Genomic DNA, 20,256 nt, shown 5'->3' on the forward strand with positions numbered 1-20,256 from the left:
TTGGGCCACCTTCTAGAACCACCCTGGTTGCATGTTCAAGCTGGTGTCATCGCGCGCCTCGAGCAAAGCCAGGTCTGCATGGCAGCCCGGTATTTCGCAGGTAAGGAAATACCGGGCTGCCTGCAGCTTGCCGAGGTAGAAGTCGCGGTCAGTGGCGCCGCACTGAAGCAGACCGAGTTCGGCATGAATCGCCTGTTGCAGCCAGCGCCAGCCAATCACGCAATGGCCGAAGACCTTGAGGTACAGGGTCGAGTTGGCCAGGGCGCCGGCAACCTTGCCTTGGGCCAGGTCGCCGAGCAGGGCCAGGGTGACACCTTGCAAGCGGTTGACCAGCTGCTCCAGGGGATGGCGCAGCGGGTCGAGGACGGGATGATGGCTGGCGCGCTCGCCAGTGACAGCGATCAGGCGCATCAAGTGTTTGAGCCCGGCCCCCCCGTTCTGGGCCAACTTGCGGCCCAGCAGATCGAGCGATTGGATGCCCTCGGTCCCTTCGTGGATGGGGTTCAGGCGGTTGTCACGGTAATACTGCTCGACCGGGTACTCCCGGGTATAGCCGTGCCCACCGAGAATCTGGATGGCCAGTTCGTTCGCTTTCAGGCAATACGCCGAGGGCCAGGATTTGACGATGGGCGTCAACAGGTCGAGCAACGCCTGGGCCTGCTGGCGAGTGTTTTCATCGGGTGCGGTGTGGGTGTCGTCGAACAGCCGCGCCGCATACAAGCCCAGGTCGAAAGCGCCTTCCACATAGGCCTTTTGCGCAAGCAGCATCCTTTTGACATCGGTGTGCTCGATGATCGGGATGGCCGGGCTTTGCGGGTCCTTGTTGTCGGCTGATCGGCCCTGTGGACGCTGACGCGCATAGTCCAGCGAGTACAGGTAACCGGCGTAACCGAGCATCACCGCGCCCATGCCGACGCCGATGCGTGCTTCGTTCATCATCTGGAACATGCAGGCCAGGCCCTGGTGTGGCTGGCCGATCAGATAGCCCACGCACTGGCCGTTGTCGCCGAAGTTCAGCGCAGTGGACGTGGTGCCGCGCCAGCCCATTTTGTGAAACAGCCCCGCAAGCGCTACGTCGTTGCGCGAGCCCCGGCTACCGTCGGGCCCGACCAGGTACTTGGGCACGATGAACAGCGAGATGCCTTTGACCCCCGGTGGGGCGTCCGGCAGTTTGGCCAGGACCATGTGCACGATGTTTTCCGACAGCTCATGGTCACCGCCGGAAATAAAGATCTTGTTGCCCCTGAGCCGGTAGCTGCCGTCACCGGCAGGTTCTGCGCGGGTGCGGATATCGGCCAGCGAAGACCCTGCGTGGGGTTCGGTCAGCGCCATGGTGCCGAAGTAGCGGCCCTCGATCATCGGCTGCAGGTACAGGCGCTTTTGTTCTTCGCTTCCGAAGCTCTCGATCAGGTTGGCCGCGCCCATGGTCAGGAACGGGTAGGCGGTGGTGCCGGCGTTCGCAGCCTGGAAATGCGCAAAGCAGGCTTGTGACACAAGGCTGGGCAACTGCATGCCCCCGACCTCGAAGTCGCGGTTGGCGTTGAGGAACCCGGCTTCAAGAAAGGCATCGACGGCAGGCTTGACCTCTGGGATCAGCTCAGCGCGGCCGTCTACATAGCGCGGCTCGTTTTCGTCAGCTTTGCGGTTGTGGGGCGCGAAGTATTTTTCGGCGATGGTGCGCGCAGTGGTCAGCGCGGCGTCGAAGGTTTCACGGCTGTGCTCGGCAAAGCGAGGGCGCTGTATGAGGCTTTCGGCGTCGAGGACTTCATAGAGTTCGAATGCCAGGTTTCGGGTGCTAAGCAAGGTCTCGGGCATGACGGCGGTCCTGGGGCACAATGCTGCGAGTGTAGAAGCGGGTTGGATGGCGAGGACAGGTTAATAGGTCTGGGTGATATGGCGTGAGAAAAGTAAAGCCCGTGGTGCCGCAAGCCACTTGCGATACCACGGGTCACACCACCGCTATTGGACGGGCGCCGCTGCTTAGCCAGGTTGTCACTGCGGCAAGATGGCGACCATAAAAAAGGGAGAGCCCGAGCTCTCCCTTTTCTTCGACCTTCAGCGTTAGCCGATGGTCATCAAGCTGGCGTTACCCCCAGCCGCCGCAGTGTTCACACTCACCGCACGCTCGATGACCAAGCGCTCCAGTGCAATCTGATGATCGCCGCTGGACAAGCCGTGTACCCCGACGATGGCACCGGCACGCTTGGCCACCTGCTGGCAGACGCTGCGCAGCTGGTCCGAATCGCCGTGATGGATCACGGCATCGAACGCCACTTCGTCCTTGTTCCAGTCGGGTACCAGCTTCACCTTGGCCTGCAAGTCACGGGGCAGTCGGGCGCGCAGGGCCTTGCCCGGTTCGCCGTCGGCCCACACCGCCGAGCTGCCTACCGCGAGCACCGCAGCGAACTGCGCCAGCAGGTCGGCTTCGTTGTCAGCCAGGCACAGCACGTGTTCGCGCGGCAGGATGGTGTAGGTGTTGCGCTCGCCGGTCGGGCCTGGCAGCAGACGGGCGATACCGCTCTGCGACTGGCTGGCGAACTGGCTGCACAGCACGGCAAGGTCGGACAGCTGATTGCTCTCGGCCCACGCCTTCAGCGCGTGGAGCGGCTTGACCAACTGCTCGTGCAGTGCGCGGTCTGGCTTGGCTTCGCCGTCCTGGTGCTGGAAGTGGCTGCCGATGGCGTCCGCCGGGCGGGTCGACAGCAGGCGGTACAGGTACAGCGGACCGCCGGCTTTCGGGCCAGTGCCCGACAGGCCTTCGCCACCGAACGGCTGTACACCTACGACGGCGCCGACGATGTTGCGGTTGACGTACATGTTGCCGGCATGGGCCGACTCGACCACCTTGGCGATGGTTTCGTCGATACGCGTGTGCACACCCAGGGTCAGGCCGTACCCCGAATTGTTGATCTGCTCGATCAACTGGTCCAGGTTGCGGCGGTTGTAGCGCACCACGTGCAGGACGGGGCCGAAGATCTCGCGCTTGAGCTCGTCGAGGCTGTCCAGTTCGATCAGGGTTGGCATCACGAAGGTGCCACGCTTGATCTCGGCACTGTCGGCAATCGCCACCTGATAGACCGAGCGGCCTTTCTCGCGCATGCCCTGAATGTGCTTCTCGATGCCAGCCTTGGCTTCAGCGTCGATCACCGGGCCGATGTCCACGGCCAGCCGGTCCGGGCAACCGAGCCGGCTTTCGGCCATGGCGCCCTTGAGCATCTCGATCACGCGGTCGGCGGAGTCTTCCTGCAGGCACAGTACGCGCAGGGCGGAGCAACGCTGGCCGGCACTGTCGAAGGCCGAGGACACGACATCGATCACCACCTGCTCGGTCAGGGCCGAGGAGTCGACGATCATCGCGTTCTGGCCGCCGGTTTCGGCGATCAATGGCACTGGGCGACCCTGGTTATCCAGGCGACCCGCCACGTTGCGTTGCAACAGGCGCGCCACTTCGGTGGAGCCTGTGAACATCACGCCTTTGACGCGCTCGTCACCCACCAGCCCAGCACCGACGGTTTCGCCGCGGCCCGGCAGCAGTTGCAGGACACCTTCCGGAATGCCGGCTTCGAGCAGCAGGCGCACCGCCTGGGCGGCGATCAGCGGGGTTTGCTCGGCAGGCTTGGCCAGTACCGGGTTGCCGGCGGCCAAGGCTGCGGCTACCTGGCCGGTGAAGATCGCCAGCGGGAAGTTCCAAGGGCTGATGCACACCACAGGGCCCAATGGGCGGTGGGCATCGTTGCTCAGGTCGTTGCGCGCCTGGACGGCGTAGTAGCGCAGGAAGTCGACGGCTTCGCGCACTTCGGCGATGGCGTTGGCGAAGGTCTTGCCGGCTTCGCGGATCAACAGACCCATCAGGGGCTGGATCTCGGCTTCCATCAGGTCGGCCGTGCGTTCCAGGATGGCGGCGCGCTCGGCTGGCGGGGTGGCCTGCCAGATGGGCGCTGCGTTGAGTGCGCACTGGATGGCATTGTCGACGTCTGCAACGGTCGCTTCCTGAACGTGGCCGACCACATCGCGGTGATCGGCAGGGTTCAGAACCGGCGTTGCCGCACTGTCACTGGCGGTGCAGGCCAGCAGCGGGCCGGCTTTCCAGTCGTTGTTGGCGGTGGCCAGCATGGCGCAGGACAGCGAAGCCAGACGGTGCTCGTTGGCCATGTCGATGCCGGCGGAGTTGGCCCGCTCGGTGCCGTACAGGTCACGCGGCAGTGGAATGCGGGGGTGTGGCAAGCCGATGCGGCCTTCCTGGGTACCCATGCGCTCGATGCTGGTGACCGGGTCGGCGACCAGTTCCTGGATGGAAATGGATTGGTCGGCGATGCGGTTGACGAACGAGGTGTTCGCGCCGTTTTCCAGCAGGCGACGAACCAGGTAGGCCAGCAGGGTTTCATGGGTGCCGACCGGTGCATACACGCGGCAAGGGCGGTTCAGCTTGCCATCGGCGATCTTGCCGACCACCTGTTCGTACAGCGGCTCACCCATGCCGTGCAGGCACTGGAACTCGTACTGGCCGGGGTAGTAGTTCTGCCCGGCGATCTGGTAGATGGCCGACAGGGTATGGGCGTTGTGCGTGGCGAACTGCGGGTAGATGGCCTCGGGTACGGCCAGCAGCTTGCGGGCGCAGGCGACGTAGGACACGTCGGTGTAGACCTTGCGCGTGTAGACCGGGTAGCCCTCCAGGCCTTCGACTTGGGCACGCTTGATTTCGCTGTCCCAGTAGGCGCCTTTTACCAGGCGGATCATCAGGCGGTGGCGGCTGCGCTTGGCCAGGTCGATCACGTAGTCGATCACATACGGGCAGCGCTTCTGGTACGCCTGGATGACGAAACCGATACCGTTCCAGCCGGCCAGTGCAGGCTCGAAGCACAGGCGCTCGAGCAGGTCGAGGGACAGCTCAAGGCGGTCGGCTTCCTCGGCATCGATGTTCAGGCCGATGTCGTATTGCTTGGCCAGCAGGGTCAGCGACAGCAGGCGCGGGTACAGCTCTTCCATCACCCGCTCGTACTGGGCACGGCTGTAGCGTGGGTGCAGGGCCGAGAGCTTGATCGAGATGCCCGGGCCTTCATAGATGCCGCGGCCGTTGGATGCCTTGCCGATCGAGTGGATGGCTTGCTCATAGGATGCCAGGTACTTCTGGGCATCGTGCTCGGTGAGTGCCGCTTCACCGAGCATGTCATAGGAATAACGGAAGCCCTTGGACTCGAAACGCGTGGCGTTGGCCAGTGCTTCGGCAATGGTTTCGCCCGTGACGAACTGCTCGCCCATCAGGCGCATGGCCATGTCCACGCCCTTGCGGATCATCGGCTCGCCGCTCTTGCCGATGATGCGGGTCAGCGAGGAGGTCAGGCCCGATTCGTTGTGGGTGCTTACCAGCCTGCCCGTTAGCAACAGGCCCCAGGTGGCGGCATTGACGAACAGCGACGGGCTGTTGCCCAGGTGCGGCTGCCAGTTGCCGGTGCTGATCTTGTCGCGGATAAGGGCGTCGCGGGTGCCTTTGTCGGGAATGCGCAGCAGCGCTTCGGCCAGGCACATCAGTGCCACGCCTTCCTGCGACGACAACGAGAATTCCTGCAGCAGGCCTTGAACGATGCCGGCCCGGCCCCCGGTGCTCTTCTGGTTGCGCAGCTTCTCGGCGATGCCGGCAGCCATCTTGTTGGCCGCGTCGGCAAGCGGAGCGCTCAGGCGCGCCTGCTCCAGCAGCATCGGCACCATCTCCTGCTCGGGCCGACGGTAGGCGGCGGTAATGGCCGAGCGCAGCACCGACTGCGGCAGGATGCTTTCGGCGAACTCCATGAAGCTCTGGTGACCCTGCTCGGGCTGCACGTCGCCGGCTTCATCGTTCAGGCCGAGGGTCTGGCCATTGATTTCGGTCAGGGTCGCGCCACCCTCGAGCTTCTCCAGGTAGCTGAAGATCGCTTGCTTGATCAACCAGTGCGGCGTGCGGTCCACGGACAGCGCAGCGGCCTTGAGTCGTTCACGGGTAGGGTCGTCGAGTTTGACCCCAAGGGTGGTCGTCGCCATTTCTTATCCTCATTATTGCCACGAGTGTGGCTTAAGCTGGCGACAAGATTATCTTCAGGAAAACGCGGGTGCAACCAGGTGCAACCCTAAAATGTCGTGAATAAGGTGCAACTCGTCAGGCTGTCGTTTTCAGTGAGGGTCAAAGCGTCAGGCGAGGAAGGATTTGTTCTAAAAAAGAGCCTCATCTGCCCCATTAGGGAGCAAAAACGAGGCTTTGTCTGAAAATGCATACTTGGGTGCAACTTCACAGTGAAAAATGGTTGCACCGGATTTACGTTGTTGAATAGCATCTGCCGCCTGGGTGCAACCACCAACGATGTGGGTGCGCATGAGATAACAACAAACGCCAGGGCCAACACATGGGTAATCCCTTAACGATCACATTCGTGGTCTACATCGCAGCAATGGTGCTGATCGGCTTCGCTGCCTACCGCGCCACCAAGAACCTTTCCGACTATATTCTCGGCGGCCGCAGCCTCGGCAGCGTGGTCACCGCATTGTCGGCCGGTGCATCCGACATGAGTGGCTGGCTGCTGATGGGCCTGCCCGGCGCCATCTACTTCGCGGGTCTGTCAGAAGTCTGGATTGCCATCGGCCTTACCGTCGGCGCCTACCTGAACTGGCTGTTCGTCGCCGGGCGCCTGCGCGTGCAGACCGAGCACAACGGCGATGCGCTCACCCTGCCGGACTACTTCTCCAGCCGTTTCGAGGACAAGAGCGGCCTGCTGCGGATCATCTCGGCCATCGTCATCCTGGTGTTCTTCACCATTTATTGCGCCTCTGGCATCGTGGCCGGTGCTCGCCTGTTCGAGAGCACCTTCGGCATGTCTTATGAGACAGCGCTGTGGGCAGGGGCAGCCGCCACCATCATCTACACCTTCGTCGGAGGCTTCCTGGCCGTGAGCTGGACCGACACGGTCCAGGCGTCGCTGATGATCTTCGCGCTGATCCTGACCCCGGTGATCGTGCTGATCTCCACCGGCGGCTTAGACCAGACCTTCGCCGCGATCGAGGCCGTCAACCCGGCCCACTTCGACATGCTCAAGGGCGCCAGCTTCATCGGGATCATTTCGCTGATGGGCTGGGGGCTGGGCTACTTCGGTCAGCCACATATCCTGGCGCGCTTCATGGCGGCCGATTCGGTGAAGTCCATCGCCAAGGCGCGCCGTATTTCCATGACCTGGATGATCCTGTGCCTGGCCGGTACCTGCGCCGTTGGGTTCTTCGGCATCGCCTATTTCTCGGCCCACCCTGAGGTGGCCGGGCCGGTGAACGAAAACCACGAGCGCGTGTTCATCGAGCTGGCGAAGATCCTGTTCAACCCGTGGGTCGCCGGTGTCCTGCTGTCGGCCATCCTGGCGGCGGTGATGAGTACCCTGAGCTGCCAGCTGCTGGTGTGCTCGAGTGCGCTGACCGAAGACTTCTACAAGGCCTTCCTGCGCAAGAATGCCTCCCAGCGAGAATTGGTGTGGGTCGGTCGTCTGATGGTACTGGCCGTGGCCCTGATCGCCATCGCCATGGCTGCCAACCCTGAAAACCGCGTGCTGGGCCTGGTGGCCTACGCCTGGGCGGGCTTCGGTGCTGCGTTCGGCCCTGTCGTGCTGATCTCGGTGCTGTGGAAGGGCATGACGCGCAATGGCGCGCTGGCCGGTATCGTGGTGGGTGCACTGACCGTGATCCTGTGGAAAAGCTTCGACACCATGGGGCTGTACGAAATCATCCCTGGCTTCCTGTTCGCCAGCATCGCCATCGTCCTGGTGAGCAAGCTGGGCCGTCCTTCGCAGGCGATGGTGAGCCGCTTCGAGACGGCTGATGCGGCGTATCACGCTGACAAGTGACAGCGCCAAGGCGCGCTGCTAGCTGAAAGACGGGCCCGCTCCTGCAGTGTCCGCACGGCCTTCAAAGGTTCGTGCTGCACTGCGGTAGCGGGTTCGTTGTTTTCTGACGACCGTCAGGCCTGACGTCGTTTGCCAGGCAGGGTAAACTTGCGCTCTGCGCAGGAGTTGCCATGAACTATCGTCACGCCTTCCATGCCGGCAACCATGCCGACGTTCTCAAACATATCGTGCTGACCCGCCTCATCGCCCTGATGTCGCGCAAGGAGCAACCGTTCGCCTACCTCGACACCCATGCCGGGCTGGGGCTGTACGACCTCAAGGGTGACCAGGCGAGCCGGACCGGTGAGTACCTCGAGGGGGTCGCGCGGCTGTGGAACCGTGACGACCTGCCGGCCATGACCGCCGATTACCTGCGCGTCATCAAGCGTCTGAACGCAGACGGCGAGCTGCGCTACTACCCGGGTTCACCTGAATTGGCGCGTCGCCTGATGCGTCAGCAGGACCGCGCCTTGCTCAACGAGAAGCACCCGGAGGACGGGCCGCTGCTCAAGGAAAACATGAAGAAGGATCCGCGCGTGTTCGTGCACCTGGGCGAGGGCTGGCACGTGCCGCGCGCCTTGTTGCCCGTGCAGGAAAAACGCGCGGTCATGCTCATCGATCCGCCGTTCGAGCAGGCCGATGAACTCAAGCGTTGCACAGCCGCGATGAAGGAAGCCATTGGTCGGATGCGCCAGACGGTGGCGGCCATCTGGTACCCCATCAAGGACCAGCGGTCGCTGACCCGTTTCTACCAGGACCTTACCAGCACTGGGGCGCCCAAGCTGCTGCGCGTCGAGCTGTATGTGCATCACCAGGACAGCCCGCAAGGCCTCAATGGATCTGGGCTTGCCATCGCCAACCCGCCTTGGGGGCTGGAAGATGAACTCAAGGAGCTGCTGCCCTGGCTCGCCCGGGAGTTGGCGCAGACCGAAGGCAGCTATCGCATGGACTGGCTGATCGCCGAATAAGGCCGCCCCGGCGAGGCTGCTCCACACAGGCCGCGTGACGCCTGAGTGAGTAGCCCCACAGAGCGTGGAGCGGCCTAGTCAGCGATGGGCCGCAAAGTGGCCGCAGGGTTTCAGCTTCGCAGCGCGTAGTGCAGGGGCCGCTTTGCGGCCCATCGCGGCGCTAGGGCGCTCCCACAGTGACCGCGTGATGGACAAGTTGCGCGGTTGCCGTGCTTGTGGAGTTTGTGCCGTGGCCGAAGGCGTAGCCTTTGCAGAGGCATGCGTACGCTGCGCTTTGCGTTATAATCCCGCCTTTTAGCCGCCACCCGCCCACCGGGCCGCTGGCGCATCTCTACCGAATGAAGAGGCCTATCCCTTGGCATTGACGATTCTTGGCCTGTCCGGCGCCCTCAGCCATGACCCTTCCGCGGCCCTGTACATCGACGGCAAGCTGATTGCCGCCGCCGAAGAAGAGCGTTTCGTGCGCGACAAGCATGCGAAAAACCGCATGCCCTACGAATCGGCGAAGTTCTGCCTGGAACAAGCCGGCATCAAGCCCGCCGACGTCGATGTCATTGCCATCCCGTTCGCGCCCATCAGCCTGTTCGGCAAGGCGCGCTGGCACTACGCCAAGCGCTACTGGTACGCACCGGACCGCGCCCTCGACGCGATCCTGATGGGCAACCGCCGCTACAAGCGCTACCGCAAGAAGATCGTCTGGTGTCTGGAGCAGCTGGGCTTCGACCCGAAAAAGGTCAAGATCGAGCCCGTGGAACATCACTTGGCTCATGCCTCCAGCGCCTACCACTGCTCGGGCTTCAAGGAAAAGACCGCGATCCTGGGCATCGACGGCAAAGGCGAGTACGCCACCACCTTCTTCGGCTACGGCGAGAACGGCAAGATCCACAAGATCAAGGAGTTCTTCGATCCGGATTCCCTGGGTGGCCTGTACGGCGCTATTACCGAATTCCTCGGTTTCGAAATGCTCGACGGTGAGTTCAAGGTCATGGGCATGGCGCCGTACGGCGATGCCAGCAAATATGACTTCTCGCGCCTGGCCAGTTTCGAAAACGGCGAGTTGGTGATCAACACCGATTACGCCAACGTCATCGGCTTGCGTCGCTACAAGGAAAAAGGCAAGGGCTTCTACTTCTCGCCCAAGCTGATCGAGTGGCTGGGGCCCAAGCGCGAAGGCGACATCGCCGACGAGCCGTACATCCATTACGCAGCCAGCATGCAGGCGCTGTTCGAGAAGATCGCCCTGCAGATGATCGACCACTACCTGGGCGATACCCTGCGCGAAACCGGCAAGCTGGCGTTCGCCGGCGGTTGTGCGCTGAACGTGAAACTCAACCAGAAGATCATTGCCCGTTCCGATGTGAAGGAGCTGTTCGTGCAGCCGGCCTCCGGTGACGCCGGTACGGCAGTGGGCGCGGCAGCCTACGTGTCCCACGCCCGCGGCGTGCCGGTCGAGAAGATGGAGCACGTCTACCTTGGCCCGTCCTACTCCAACGAAGATGTGATCGCGGCCTGTGCTCGTCATCCCAACGCCCCGAAATGGCGCAAGCTCGACGACATGCCGCAGCGCATCGCCAAGATCATGGTCGATGGCAACCCGGTGGCCTGGTTCCAGGGCCGCATGGAGTTCGGCCCGCGTGCCCTGGGTGGTCGCTCGATCATTGGCTGCCCGAGCGTGCCGGGCGTTGCCAACCGCATCAACGAGCAGATCAAGTTCCGTGAGCGCTGGAGACCCTTCTGCCCGTCCATGCTCGATACGGTCGCCCCGCAAATGATCAAGGTCGACCATCCGGCGCCATTCATGACCTTCACCTTCGAAGTGGCTGAAGAATGGAAAACCCGCGTGCCAGAAGTGGTCCATGAGGACGGCACCTCCCGTGCCCAAGTGCTCAAGCGCGAATACAACCCGCGCTACTACGACATGATGAAGGCGCTCGAAGACCTGACCGGCAATGGCGTCTCGCTGAATACCTCGCTCAATCGCCGGGGCGAACCGATGATCTGCTCGCCGACCGATGCCCTGAACATGTTCTTCGGCTCGGATCTGCAGTACCTGATCATGGAAGACATCCTTGTCGTCAAGGACGGCGCTGCCGCCTATGAACAGCCGCTCTGAACCGCGCATCCTGCAGTTCTGCCATGGCTATGATGGGCCTTTCCTGGATTGTGCCCGTCAATACGCCAGCCTGTTCGAGGGCAGCGGCTACAAGGTTACGACCGTGTTTCTGACCGGCGCAGCCGACCCGCAGGTGGCGGCCGGCTGTGCGTCGGATGAAGTGCTGTTTCTGGAGTTCAGCTCCAAGGCGGTCCGTGGCCTGAAGCTTGGCGCGATTCGGGCGTTGCGCAAGGTCGCGGCCCAGCGCAACTTCGCATTCTGCATAGCTCACCGCTTCAAGCCGATCTACGTCGCCTTGCTCGGCACCCGGTTACCGGTGATAGGCGTGCACCATGCCTTTGGCGACTATGAGCGCAAAGGCCGGCGCCTGTTCGCCAACCTGTTCAGCAAGCGCTTGAGCCTGCTGGGTGTATCCGACGCAGTGCGCGACGACATGCGCCGCTGCCTGGCGCAGTGGCCCGCCGAGCGCATCCAGACGCTGTACAACCGCATCGACATCGCGGCCCTGCAAGCTGCCCTGGTGCCGCGTGCCGAGGCACGCGAAGCCTTGGGGCTGGATGCGCAGGCCTGGGTGGTGGGCAACGTCGGTCGGTTGCACCCGGACAAGGACCAGGCCACCTTGCTGCGCGGCTTTGCCCAGGCATTGCCGGCCTTGCCGGGTGGTGCGCGCCTGGCCATCCTGGGCAAGGGCCGCCTGGAACCCAAACTGAAGGCCCTGGCCCGCGAGCTGGGCGTTGCCGATCAGGTCGACTTCCTGGGGCAGGTGCCCGATGCGCGTCGCTATTTCCAGGCCTTCGACGTGTTCGCCTTGAGTTCCGACCATGAGCCTTTCGGCATGGTCCTGCTCGAAGCCATGGTCGCTGGCGTCCCGGTGCTGGCCACGGCCTGTGGCGGCGCGCGGGAAGTGGTCGAGGGTGTCGGCATGCTGTTCCCACTGGGCGAGGCCAGCCAGCTGGCGCAAGGCCTCGAACGCATGGCTGCGCTGGACGACTCGCAACGCCAGGCGTGCGCCGAGCATATGCTCGAACGCCTGCGCGAGCGTTTCTCGGACCAGGCGGTGCGCGATACCTTCTGGCAACTGCCCCAGGTTCGCGCGTTGGTGGGGGCCTGATGTTCAATCATGTAAAAGCCCTGCGCGAGCGTGGCTGGCAAGTCATTGACGCGCAAACCTATGCCCAGGCCTGGGCGCGTTTCGGCGGCAGTGTCGCCACTCATCCCCTGGTGGTCTCGCAGTTGGCGGACCTGGCGCAGATCCCCGTGCGTTACCTGGCCTGGCATCAGGGCGGGGAGCTCAAGGCAGCCATTCCCACCTGGGGGCGCCACCTGGCGCTGTCCAAGGACGTGCTCAAGCGCAGCGGCAAGAAGGCGTTGTTTGACCTGGGCAATGCCGAAATCATCCTGCCGGCGGCGGCCGACGCCGCTGCGCCGCTGCGCCATGGCGCACGCTACCTGTCCGAGCTGAACCAGGGCCGCTTTGTTGGTCTCAAGGCGCAGAAAGAACAGCTGGCGATGGCCCGTGCGCCCGAAGACCTGTCGAAGAAATTCCGTTACAACCAGCGCCGTGAGCTGCGGTTACTGGAAGAAGCCGGTGGCGTGGTGCGGCCGATCAGCGACTTCGATGCCGCTACCATCGCCGCCATGTATTGCGACCTTTTCCAGCGTCGCTGGGGGTTCGCAGCCACCGGCGCCGAGCGCATGGGCGACGTGATCGCGCGGCTGCGGGACCTGCTGATCGGCTCGGTCCTGCTGCTCGAAAACAAGCCTATCGCCATCCAGCTGGTGTACCGCGTCGAGGCGCCTGAGTGGATCAGCGTCGAATACGTCAATGGCGGCGTCGACCCCGAGACCAAGGCGTTCAGCCCCGGCAGCGTGTTGAGTTTCCTCAACACCCAGGCCGCCTGGGAAGACGCCCGCGCGCGCAACAAGCCATTGCGGTTCTCGTTCGGCCGTGCCGACCGCGAGTACAAGGACCGCTGGTGCCACCCCGTGCCGGTGTACCAGGCGTGAGCCGCAAGCAGCAGTTGCTAAAGCGCCACCGGCGCAACAAGCGCCTCGCGCTCCTGGTGGCCCTGGCGGCGTTGATTGCGCTGGGTTTGGTCACCTGGTGGCTGCCGTTGTTGCTGCTGCCGCTGCTGTGGGTGGCCCACGAGGCATGGCTGGCCGATCATCTGTTCTACACCCCGGCCGACGACTACACCTACGCCTTCGATGAGGCCGATGAAGTGGCGGGCGTGAGCTTGAAGGACGGCCGCTTGCAGCTACCTGCATTGCCCGTCGCAGAAGGCGCCACGTGGGTGCTGCAGGTTGAGCTGCGTTGCGCCCTGCTGGGCAGGTTTCTTGACCCCGGCGTGTCCATCGAAGGCGCAGGTGGCGAAGACCTGCAGGTGTTCGAGCGCGGTGTTCGCGGCAAGCGCTACCTCAACCTGACTGGGCTCGACACGGCGCTGCGTCAGGGCCAGATCACCTTGCGCGGGCGCTTCTGCCGGCTGGTGGGCCAGCCGCGCCTGTGGATGTTCCAGCAGCCAGACCTACGTCGTAAGCGGGTGATGGTCATCGCGCCCCATGCCGATGATGCCGAACTTGCCGCCTACGGCCTGTACAGCCAGGCAGACGAAGCCTGGATCGTGACCCTGACCGCTGGCGAAATCGAGGCCGAGCACTACCAGGCCATGGGCCTGTCATCTGTCGAGGCTGCGCGCCTCAAAGGGCGCTTGCGCGCCTGGGACAGTATCGCGGTGCCTCGCTGGGCAGGCGTTGCGCAAGAGCGCTGCGTGCAGTTGGGCTATTTCTGCCTGCAATTGCCGGCCATGCGGCAGGCACCGACGACCCCCTTCGGCTCGCGTGAAGCGGACATGGCCGACACGCGCCCCTTCCGTACCCTCAACGCGTTGCCTCTGCCCGGCGACGACGGCGTCCCGACTTGGCACAACCTGCTGGCCGACGTGCGCGCGTTGATACAACAGGCGCGTCCGGAAGTGATCGTGATGCCGCACCCGGTGCTCGATCCGCACCCTGACCACGTGGCTGCCCAGCAAGCCCTGCAGGAAGCGTTGCAGGGCCTGCCGTGGCAACCCGAGATCCTGCTGGGCTATGCCAATCACCTGCACGACAACGACCGCTGGCCCATGGGCGACAGCGGTGCAGGCGTGGCCTTGCCGCCGGTCACCCACGCGTTGTCGGTCGGGCAGCCGTGCACCTTGGTGCTGGACCGTCCTCTGCAACTGGACAAGGCCATGGCTCTGGGCATGATGCACGACCTGCAGCCCCGCCCGCCCTTCAAGCGCCGAGTGCGACGGGTGATCCAGCGCTGGCTGGCAGGCCGGCGCAGTTCGCCTTACGGCGAGAACGAATTTTTCCGCAAGGCCGTGCGTCGCCACGAGCTGTTCTGGGTTCTGACGGACCGCCACCAGGGTGTACATCGGGAAAACGTATGAAGCGTTTCAAAGTCCTGCAACTGCAACCGGACTACAACATCAAGCAGCACGATTTCGCCGACCTGGCCGAGCAGATCTTCAAGGCGCTGCCAGCGGATCGGTTCGAAACGACCATGGCCTTTCTCAAGGGCCGGCCTGCGCCTGGCCAACCGGTCAGCCGCGCCGACCATTCGGTGTACTTCGACTTCAGCGACAGTGCGCTCAAGGGCATGCGTCTCAAGGCCTTGTGGCAGCTCTACCGGTACTGCCGGCGCGAACGCTTCGACGTGGTGATCTGCAACCGCTTCAAGCCTGTGAACATGCTGTTGCAGCTCAACCGCTGGTTGAAGATCCCGTTGTGCATCGGCATTTCCCATGGCTTCGGCGAGTACGACCGCGCCTACCGCCGTCGTCAGACCCAGCGCCTGATCGACGGGCATTGGCAGTTCGTAGGCGTGTCGCCGGCAGTCAAGCAGTACCTGCTGGATTGCACCTGCGGTTTCACCGATGCCAACACCCACGCCATCACCAACGCCATCGACACGGATCAGGCCCAGGCGTTGCAGCTGGACAAGGCCGAGGCCCGTACGCAACTTGGCCTGGCCCAGAACGTTCGCATGGTCGGGGCGCTGGGCCGCCTGGTGCCGGTCAAAGGCCATACCTACCTGATCCAGGCGCTTGCCGCCCTGAAGGACAAGTACCCCACCGCGCAGCTGGCGATCATCGGTGCTGGTCGTGAGCAGGCGCGCCTGCAGGCTGAGATCGATCGCCTGGGGCTGACGGGCAGGGCGCACCTGCTGGGCTTTCGTGACAACGCCCTGCGCTACGTCCGTGCCTTCGACATCTGGGCCATGCCATCGCTAGCCGAAGGCCTTGGCCTTGCCCTGCTCGAAGGCATGAGCGGGCGCTTGCCGGTCATCGCCAGCGACGTGCCGGCCATGTTGCCGCTGATTACCGGCGCGGGCGGCGAGGTGGTCAAGCCCGCGGACGTTGACAGCCTGACCACGGCCCTGGACCGCTACCTGGCGCTGGATGACGCGGCGTTGCATGCCAAGGGCGAGCAGGCCTACCACTACCTCAATCAACACCACGACATCGACGTGTTCCGTGAGCAATACCTGGCGCTGATCGAGTCGGGCTTGGCTGCCAAGGAGCCGAAATGAGTGCGGACCCAACCCTGGTCACGGTGATCATTGCATCGTACAACCATGGCCCTTACATCGAGCAGAGCATTCTCAGCGTATTGAACCAGACCTACCCGCACATCGAGCTGCTGGTGGTGGACGACGGCTCGACCGATGACAGCGTCGAGCGTATCGAGCGTCTGCAGGCGCAACATGGCTTCGATTTTCGCGTGCAGCGCAACAAAGGCCTGACCCACACGCTCAACGAGGCCATTGCGCGGGCCAGGGGCACGCTGATCGCGCCGTTCGGGTCCGACGACATCATGATGCCGGATCGCATCGCGATCCAGGTCCAGTACATGGCCGACAAGCCCGAAGTGGGTATCTGCGCTGGCAACATCGAGCTCATCGATTCCCAGGGTGAGCTGTTCCCCGAAGCGCGGCAGCGCCGCGAGGTTCCGTTCAGGCGCCTGGACTTCGAGGACATGTTCCTGGAACGCAAACCCTACCCACCTGCGCCCACGCTGCTGATCCGCCGCGAGGCGCTGGAGAAGGTGGGCGGTTTCGACCCGGATATCCGCCTGGAAGACCTGCTGATCGAACTGAAGGTGACCCATGCCGGGTACTTCATCGATGGCCTGAGCGTGGTCATGGCGCGCTACCGCAAACATGCCAGCAACTCGTACAAGAACCACCGATTCATGATCGACAACATCCTGCGTACCTATGCCAAGTTCAAGGATCACCCGGCCTACGAGCAGGTCAAGTTCAAGGCGCTGAACTCGATGTTCCTCAAGGTGGCCAACCGTGACCGCAAGCTGGCCCGCGAACTGCTGGCGCAGATTCCACTGCGCGCCTATACGCGCAAGACCTGGCGCGGGCTGGGGCGGTTGTTCTTCTCGTCCTTGGAAAAGGGCTGAAGGGCCATGGGCTGGCTATCGCGCTACCGGGAAAAACGGGCCAAGCGGGCGATTCGCAAGCTGCCGGCCATCGAGCGCGGGCAGGCGCGATTTGCCGCGCGTTACCCCCAGTACGCTTTCGGCGTGGGCAGCTATGGCGTGCCCGAGGTGCATGACTGGCAAGAGGGCACGACGCTGCGCATCGGCGCCTATTGCTCGATTGCCGAAGGCGTGCAGATTTTCCTTGGCGGGCATCATCGGGCCGACTGGGTCACCACTTACCCATTCCCGGCCATGCTGCCCGAGGCATCGGTCATAGAGGGCTATGCCTTCAGCCGCGGGGATGTGACCATCGGAAACGACGTGTGGCTGTGCTCCAACTGCACGATCCTGTCGGGGGTGAACATTGGCAGTGGCGCCATCGTGGCCGCTGGGGCCGTGGTGACGCGGGATGTACCCGCTTACGCGGTGGTCGGCGGCAACCCGGCCAGCGTCGTGCGCTGGCGATTCCCGGAAGCGGTACGCGTGCAACTGCTGGCCAGCGCCTGGTGGGACTGGCCACCTGCTGAGCTTGCCCACGTGGTGGGCAAGCTGTGCAGCGATGATATCCAGGCGTTTCTCGCCTATGCCGAGCAGCGCGCCTCAGGCCTGGCGGGTCGAACCTGACTTCAGGTTGTCAGGCTTGGTCTGCCGGCGCTGAGCCAGGCGCTTGCCCAGGGCGATCCCCGGCTTTTCCAGTATGAGGAACGTGGCGCTGCTCAAGACCACCAGGACGGTGCAGGCGATGGCGATCACGGCCATGAATGCCCCGTGGTCGTCGTAGGTGAACCCGTAAGAGGGGTAGAGGCGATAGGCGAGCCACCACAGCACCAGCCCATGGAGCAGGTAGAGGCTGTAACTGATTTCACCCAGCCAGCGGGCACTGCGCAGGGCCAGGGCGCCCAGCAGGTCGTTGCCAGAGACGATGATGCAGAACACGAGGCTCAGCAGCAGCAGCGGGAATACCGCGAAGGTCTTGTGCAGCACTGTCATCACCAGCACCAGCAAGCCGATGGCCATCCAGGTGCCGTACCTGCCCTTGGCCCATTGCACCAGCCTCGGGCTGCGTACCCAGTACACCGCCGCAATGCCGCCTGCAAAGCTCATCAGGTATTTCTTCTTCAGCGCATGTTCCCAGCCCACGAGCTTTGCCAGCAGGTACAGGGCGACCACGCAGGCAATGGCCCTCAAGAGCGTACCGCGGTAGACGAACATCAGGCCCAGCAACGGCAAGGCCAGGTAGAAGTAGATTTCGTAGTTCAGGGTCCAGGTCACGTTCGAGATCAGGTTGCCGGTGCCGGCCAACTGGTTGATGTCGGGACGGTGGAACAGCAGCCAGGCTGAAAGCTGTTGTGCCAGCGCGGTCGGCGTATCCAGCAGCTCCCAGCCTTGCAGATAGAACACCGTCACAAGCACCGCAGCCAGCAGGCCGAAATACAGGGGGTACAGGCGCATGACCCGGGAAATGGCAAAGGCCCGCCAATCGAAGGCGCGGCCCTGGCGAACCAGCCTGCTCCAGAACAGAAACCCGGTGATCATGAAGAACAGGGCGACGCTCGCTTGCCCGATCTGGGCAAAGAAGCGCTCTGGTGGCATGTTGATCTGGCCAGTGTGCTGGTAATGCCAGGCAATGGCGGCATGGTGGATGAAGACCCCCAGTGCCAGATAGCCCCTCAAGCCATCGAGGGTGGCCCAGCGCCCCGCCACCGGCTCCAGATGGCGCGCCACCCAAGGGCTGCGCAGCAGCAGCCCTGCCAGCAACAGGGCCAGGCCGAACACCAGGAAACTGAGCAGCGGCGCGAGGTAGCCCATGTCAGCGATCCGCTCCAGGGGCCAGTTCGAGCTTCTGGCGCAGGGCGTGGCTCATGGTCTGGCTAGCCGCTGCACTGTAGCCCTCCAGCAGGGCCTGGACGTTTTCCTCGAACAGCCACTGCTTGTCTTCGGCGTAGCGCTGCATGTGGCGCAGGTTGCGCTGGCGCAGGTCTGCCGACAGTGGCGAAGGCAGCAGGCGCATGTCGGCAAGGTCGATCAGGCCAAATTCGCCGTTGTCCATCAGCAGTACGTTGCCCAGGTGCAAGGACCGGAAGTAGACGCCTTGCTGGTGCAACTGACCCATGAACCGCCCAAGCCGCTGCACCAGGGCCTTGCGTGCTGCCAGCGAGGAGCAGGCCTGCAGCGCCTGGCGCACGGTCTGGCCTGCCAGGGGGATGTAGCGCACCCCCTGAGTGCCATCGGCGTAGTTCAGCAGTTCCACGACGGGGGGCGTGGGAATGCCTTCGAGTGCCAGTTGCTGGCTGTTTCTGGCAAAGCGGCGCGCGTAGGGGTAGAAGGCGCCGGCGGTGTACCAGGCGCGCGGGCGGAACAACTTCAGGAAGCTGCCATCTTGCAGGAGCAGGACCTTGGGCCCAAGCCCGTCCTCTTCGATGATGCGGGCACCCTCATGCAGCTGCCTGGCCTGCGCCTCGCTCAAGCGAGCGCGGTTGGCCGCCACCAGCCTGCCGCCCCGGCGGGCGATGTTCAGCCCGGCGACCAGTGCCAGCGGAATCCACAGCAGGAACCAATGCTCCTTGGGCCGCGACAGGATACCGCCGCCCTCGGTCAGGCCCGCACCAATGCCGAACACCAGCAGTGCCGAGGCCATCTGCAGGGCAGGGTGGGTGCGGTACTTCCAGCCGCTGTAAAGCGCGTAGAGGATCATGCCCAGCCACGGCAGCAAGCCCAGGATGCCCACGTAATACAGCACGCCCATGACGAAACTGTGGGGCTCGCTCAGCAGGTAACCCACGCCGACATCGATGGACAAGGGCGCGTCGTAGCCGTGGCCAATCAGCGGGTGCTGGAGGAACAGGTCCCAGGTAATGCGCCAGATATCGAAACGGTACGAGTCGCCGCGCGCCATGATCAACTGCGGGTCCACCACCAGTACTGCGGCGATGAACAGCGGAGCGGCCAGGAACAGGGGGATCGAACGACGGTCCAGGCACAGCAGGGCGATCCAGTTCACCGCCAGGGTCATGGCCACCAGGGGCGTGCGGGAACCGGTGGCCACCACCGCGGCGAACATGACCGCAAAGGCCGCCATGCACAGCGACACGGTCAGCGCCCGCTTGCCGTTGACCGCCATCCACAGCCAGTAGGTCCCGAAGAAACCGTACAAGTGCGAGCTGAGCAGCGGGTTATCCAGAGCGCCTGCGCCGATCAGCCGGCTGCCTGGCGTGTAGGTGAGCATGAACGTGGTCAGGTCCCGCAGCGTGGCCAGCAGCGCCAGTAGCGCAGCCCCCAGGAAAAGGCCCTTGAGCGCCTCGGGCCGGTAACGCAGCATCAGCCCGGTGCCCAGGAACAGCATCAGGGTGTGCAGGGGCCGCTTGATCAGGTTGTCCGCCTGCGCCGCCGAGGGTGACCAGCTCAGGCTGAGGATGGCGTAGCCGGCGAAGGCCACGAACAGCCACAGCAACGGTTCACGAAACAGGGTTTTCAGTTCACGAGGCCGGACACATAGCGCCAGCAGGGTCGGGATGCTGAAAAGGCCGTAGTACAGCTTGTGGTGCAGGCTGCGTTCGGGCAGGAAGAACAGGGCACCGAGCAGCGCCAGCATGCCGGCCGGCAGCAGCCACAGGCACACGAAATCGAAAAAGCGGTTGCCGGCGTTGTGTAGGCTGCTTGGGAACATGGAGAAAGAGGGCCCAGGTCGAAAGAACGGGCAATGTTACCCCAGCTTTGCGCGCATTGCTGCTGGTAAGCGGCGGGGGCCGAGTGGTCCGACGTCGCTGCCAACGTGTGGTAAAGTCAGCACCCCATTTTCAGCATG

Annotated in this window: 13 protein-coding genes; 9 read left to right on the forward strand and 4 right to left on the reverse strand. The window is 63.7% G+C overall.

Annotation, left to right across the window (positions count from 1 at the left end; translation table 11 throughout):
• Positions 1-12: 12 nt before the first annotated feature.
• On the reverse strand, positions 13-1,815 hold the full coding sequence (locus CRP40_RS13200; RefSeq protein ID WP_027913996.1) for an acyl-CoA dehydrogenase: 1,803 nt from the start codon (positions 1,813-1,815) through the stop codon (positions 13-15).
• 246 nt (positions 1,816-2,061) lie between these two features.
• Entirely contained in the window at positions 2,062-6,015 is a 3,954-nt protein-coding gene (gene putA / locus CRP40_RS13205) for a trifunctional transcriptional regulator/proline dehydrogenase/L-glutamate gamma-semialdehyde dehydrogenase (RefSeq protein ID WP_027913995.1), read from the reverse strand.
• A 359-nt stretch (positions 6,016-6,374) separates the two neighbouring features.
• Here putA and putP point away from each other — a divergent pair, with 359 nt between their 5' ends.
• From putP to CRP40_RS13250, 9 genes are all read left to right on the forward strand, one after another.
• Complete coding sequence (putP, locus tag CRP40_RS13210; RefSeq protein ID WP_027913994.1) at positions 6,375-7,853, forward strand: sodium/proline symporter PutP; 1,479 nt, start codon at positions 6,375-6,377, stop codon at positions 7,851-7,853.
• A 170-nt stretch (positions 7,854-8,023) separates the two neighbouring features.
• Positions 8,024-8,860, forward strand: a complete 837-nt coding sequence (gene rlmJ, locus CRP40_RS13215; RefSeq protein WP_027913993.1) for a 23S rRNA (adenine(2030)-N(6))-methyltransferase RlmJ — start codon at positions 8,024-8,026, stop codon at positions 8,858-8,860.
• 355 nt (positions 8,861-9,215) lie between these two features.
• On the forward strand, positions 9,216-10,973 hold the full coding sequence (locus CRP40_RS13220; protein ID WP_027913992.1) for a carbamoyltransferase: 1,758 nt from the start codon (positions 9,216-9,218) through the stop codon (positions 10,971-10,973).
• Entirely contained in the window at positions 10,957-12,084 is a 1,128-nt protein-coding gene (locus CRP40_RS13225) for a glycosyltransferase (RefSeq protein ID WP_027913991.1), read from the forward strand. The genes CRP40_RS13220 and CRP40_RS13225 overlap by 17 nt, the downstream gene beginning before the upstream one ends.
• Positions 12,084-12,980, forward strand: a complete 897-nt coding sequence (locus CRP40_RS13230; protein ID WP_027913990.1) for an antimicrobial resistance protein Mig-14 — start codon at positions 12,084-12,086, stop codon at positions 12,978-12,980. Before CRP40_RS13225 ends, CRP40_RS13230 begins: the two co-directional genes overlap by 1 nt.
• Positions 12,977-14,407, forward strand: a complete 1,431-nt coding sequence (locus tag CRP40_RS13235) for a PIG-L family deacetylase (protein ID WP_049696763.1) — start codon at positions 12,977-12,979, stop codon at positions 14,405-14,407. The genes CRP40_RS13230 and CRP40_RS13235 overlap by 4 nt, the downstream gene beginning before the upstream one ends.
• Entirely contained in the window at positions 14,404-15,549 is a 1,146-nt protein-coding gene (locus CRP40_RS13240) for a glycosyltransferase (protein ID WP_027913989.1), read from the forward strand. The genes CRP40_RS13235 and CRP40_RS13240 overlap by 4 nt, the downstream gene beginning before the upstream one ends.
• Positions 15,546-16,430 (forward strand): glycosyltransferase, encoded by an 885-nt coding sequence (locus tag CRP40_RS13245; protein WP_027913988.1) that lies wholly within the window; start codon positions 15,546-15,548, stop codon positions 16,428-16,430. The genes CRP40_RS13240 and CRP40_RS13245 overlap by 4 nt, the downstream gene beginning before the upstream one ends.
• Before the next feature lie 6 nt (positions 16,431-16,436).
• Positions 16,437-17,075 (forward strand): CatB-related O-acetyltransferase, encoded by a 639-nt coding sequence (locus tag CRP40_RS13250; RefSeq protein WP_027913987.1) that lies wholly within the window; start codon positions 16,437-16,439, stop codon positions 17,073-17,075.
• Here CRP40_RS13250 and CRP40_RS13255 read toward each other — a convergent pair.
• Positions 17,052-18,260 carry an acyltransferase gene (locus CRP40_RS13255; protein WP_027913986.1) on the reverse strand — a complete coding sequence of 403 codons (1,209 nt, stop codon included), beginning with the start codon at positions 18,258-18,260 and terminating at the stop codon, positions 17,052-17,054. The two genes, CRP40_RS13250 and CRP40_RS13255, sit on opposite strands and share 24 nt — an antisense overlap.
• A gap of 1 nt (position 18,261) precedes the next feature.
• Entirely contained in the window at positions 18,262-20,118 is a 1,857-nt protein-coding gene (locus tag CRP40_RS13260; RefSeq protein ID WP_027913985.1) for a bifunctional O-antigen ligase/aminoglycoside phosphotransferase family protein, read from the reverse strand.
• Positions 20,119-20,256: the final 138 nt, after the last annotated feature.

The organism is Pseudomonas sp. URMO17WK12:I9 (assembly GCF_900230165.1).
In the GTDB taxonomy this organism is placed as follows: Bacteria; Pseudomonadota; Gammaproteobacteria; order Pseudomonadales; family Pseudomonadaceae; genus Aquipseudomonas; species Aquipseudomonas fulva.

Bases quoted from the DNA above. Each gene is read 5' to 3' on its own strand.
- CRP40_RS13200 (WP_027913996.1), bottom strand. From the start codon at position 1,815: ATGCCCGAGACCTTGCTTAGCACCCGAAACCTGGCATTCGAACTCTAT.
- rlmJ (WP_027913993.1), top strand. From the start codon at position 8,024: ATGAACTATCGTCACGCCTTCCATGCCGGCAACCATGCCGACGTTCTC.
- putA (WP_027913995.1), bottom strand. From the start codon at position 6,015: ATGGCGACGACCACCCTTGGGGTCAAACTCGACGACCCTACCCGTGAA.
- CRP40_RS13230 (WP_027913990.1), top strand. From the start codon at position 12,084: ATGTTCAATCATGTAAAAGCCCTGCGCGAGCGTGGCTGGCAAGTCATT.
- CRP40_RS13240 (WP_027913989.1), top strand. From the start codon at position 14,404: ATGAAGCGTTTCAAAGTCCTGCAACTGCAACCGGACTACAACATCAAG.
- CRP40_RS13225 (WP_027913991.1), top strand. From the start codon at position 10,957: ATGAACAGCCGCTCTGAACCGCGCATCCTGCAGTTCTGCCATGGCTAT.
- CRP40_RS13250 (WP_027913987.1), top strand. From the start codon at position 16,437: ATGGGCTGGCTATCGCGCTACCGGGAAAAACGGGCCAAGCGGGCGATT.
- CRP40_RS13245 (WP_027913988.1), top strand. From the start codon at position 15,546: ATGAGTGCGGACCCAACCCTGGTCACGGTGATCATTGCATCGTACAAC.
- CRP40_RS13255 (WP_027913986.1), bottom strand. From the start codon at position 18,260: ATGGGCTACCTCGCGCCGCTGCTCAGTTTCCTGGTGTTCGGCCTGGCC.
- putP (WP_027913994.1), top strand. From the start codon at position 6,375: ATGGGTAATCCCTTAACGATCACATTCGTGGTCTACATCGCAGCAATG.
- CRP40_RS13260 (WP_027913985.1), bottom strand. From the start codon at position 20,118: ATGTTCCCAAGCAGCCTACACAACGCCGGCAACCGCTTTTTCGATTTC.